This window comes from Flagellimonas flava, assembly GCF_050617915.1.
Classification (GTDB): domain Bacteria; phylum Bacteroidota; class Bacteroidia; order Flavobacteriales; family Flavobacteriaceae; genus Flagellimonas; species Flagellimonas flava_A.
In genome coordinates this window covers 1-236 of the sequence record NZ_JBODQE010000181.1, presented here as the reverse complement: position 1 = coordinate 236, position 236 = coordinate 1, and the positions used below count along the sequence as shown (strand labels likewise).

The following is a 236-nucleotide window of genomic DNA, read 5'->3' as shown; positions in this document are numbered from 1 at the left end:
CGCAGTAACAATGACCAAATAGAACTGTCCCATCAACCCAACCAACATGGCAGCTTTTTGTGCAATGGGAATGGCCGGAACAATCTCACCATATCCAATGGACATCAAAGTGATATATGCATAATATAGGATAGCTTCACTTTTAATGGCTATCTGTTGATTTTCAAGTAAGCTCCCTTCAAATGCTCCTGCGTGGGCCAATTCTATCCGCAAAAAAAGAAGCAATGCAAGAAATC

At 41.1% G+C, this 236-nt stretch carries 1 protein-coding gene; it reads right to left on the bottom strand.

The features are described from left to right. Nucleotides 1–236: ion channel (locus ACRHOZ_RS21465; RefSeq protein ID WP_431130424.1), on the bottom strand; the 236-nt coding region annotated here is incomplete at both ends.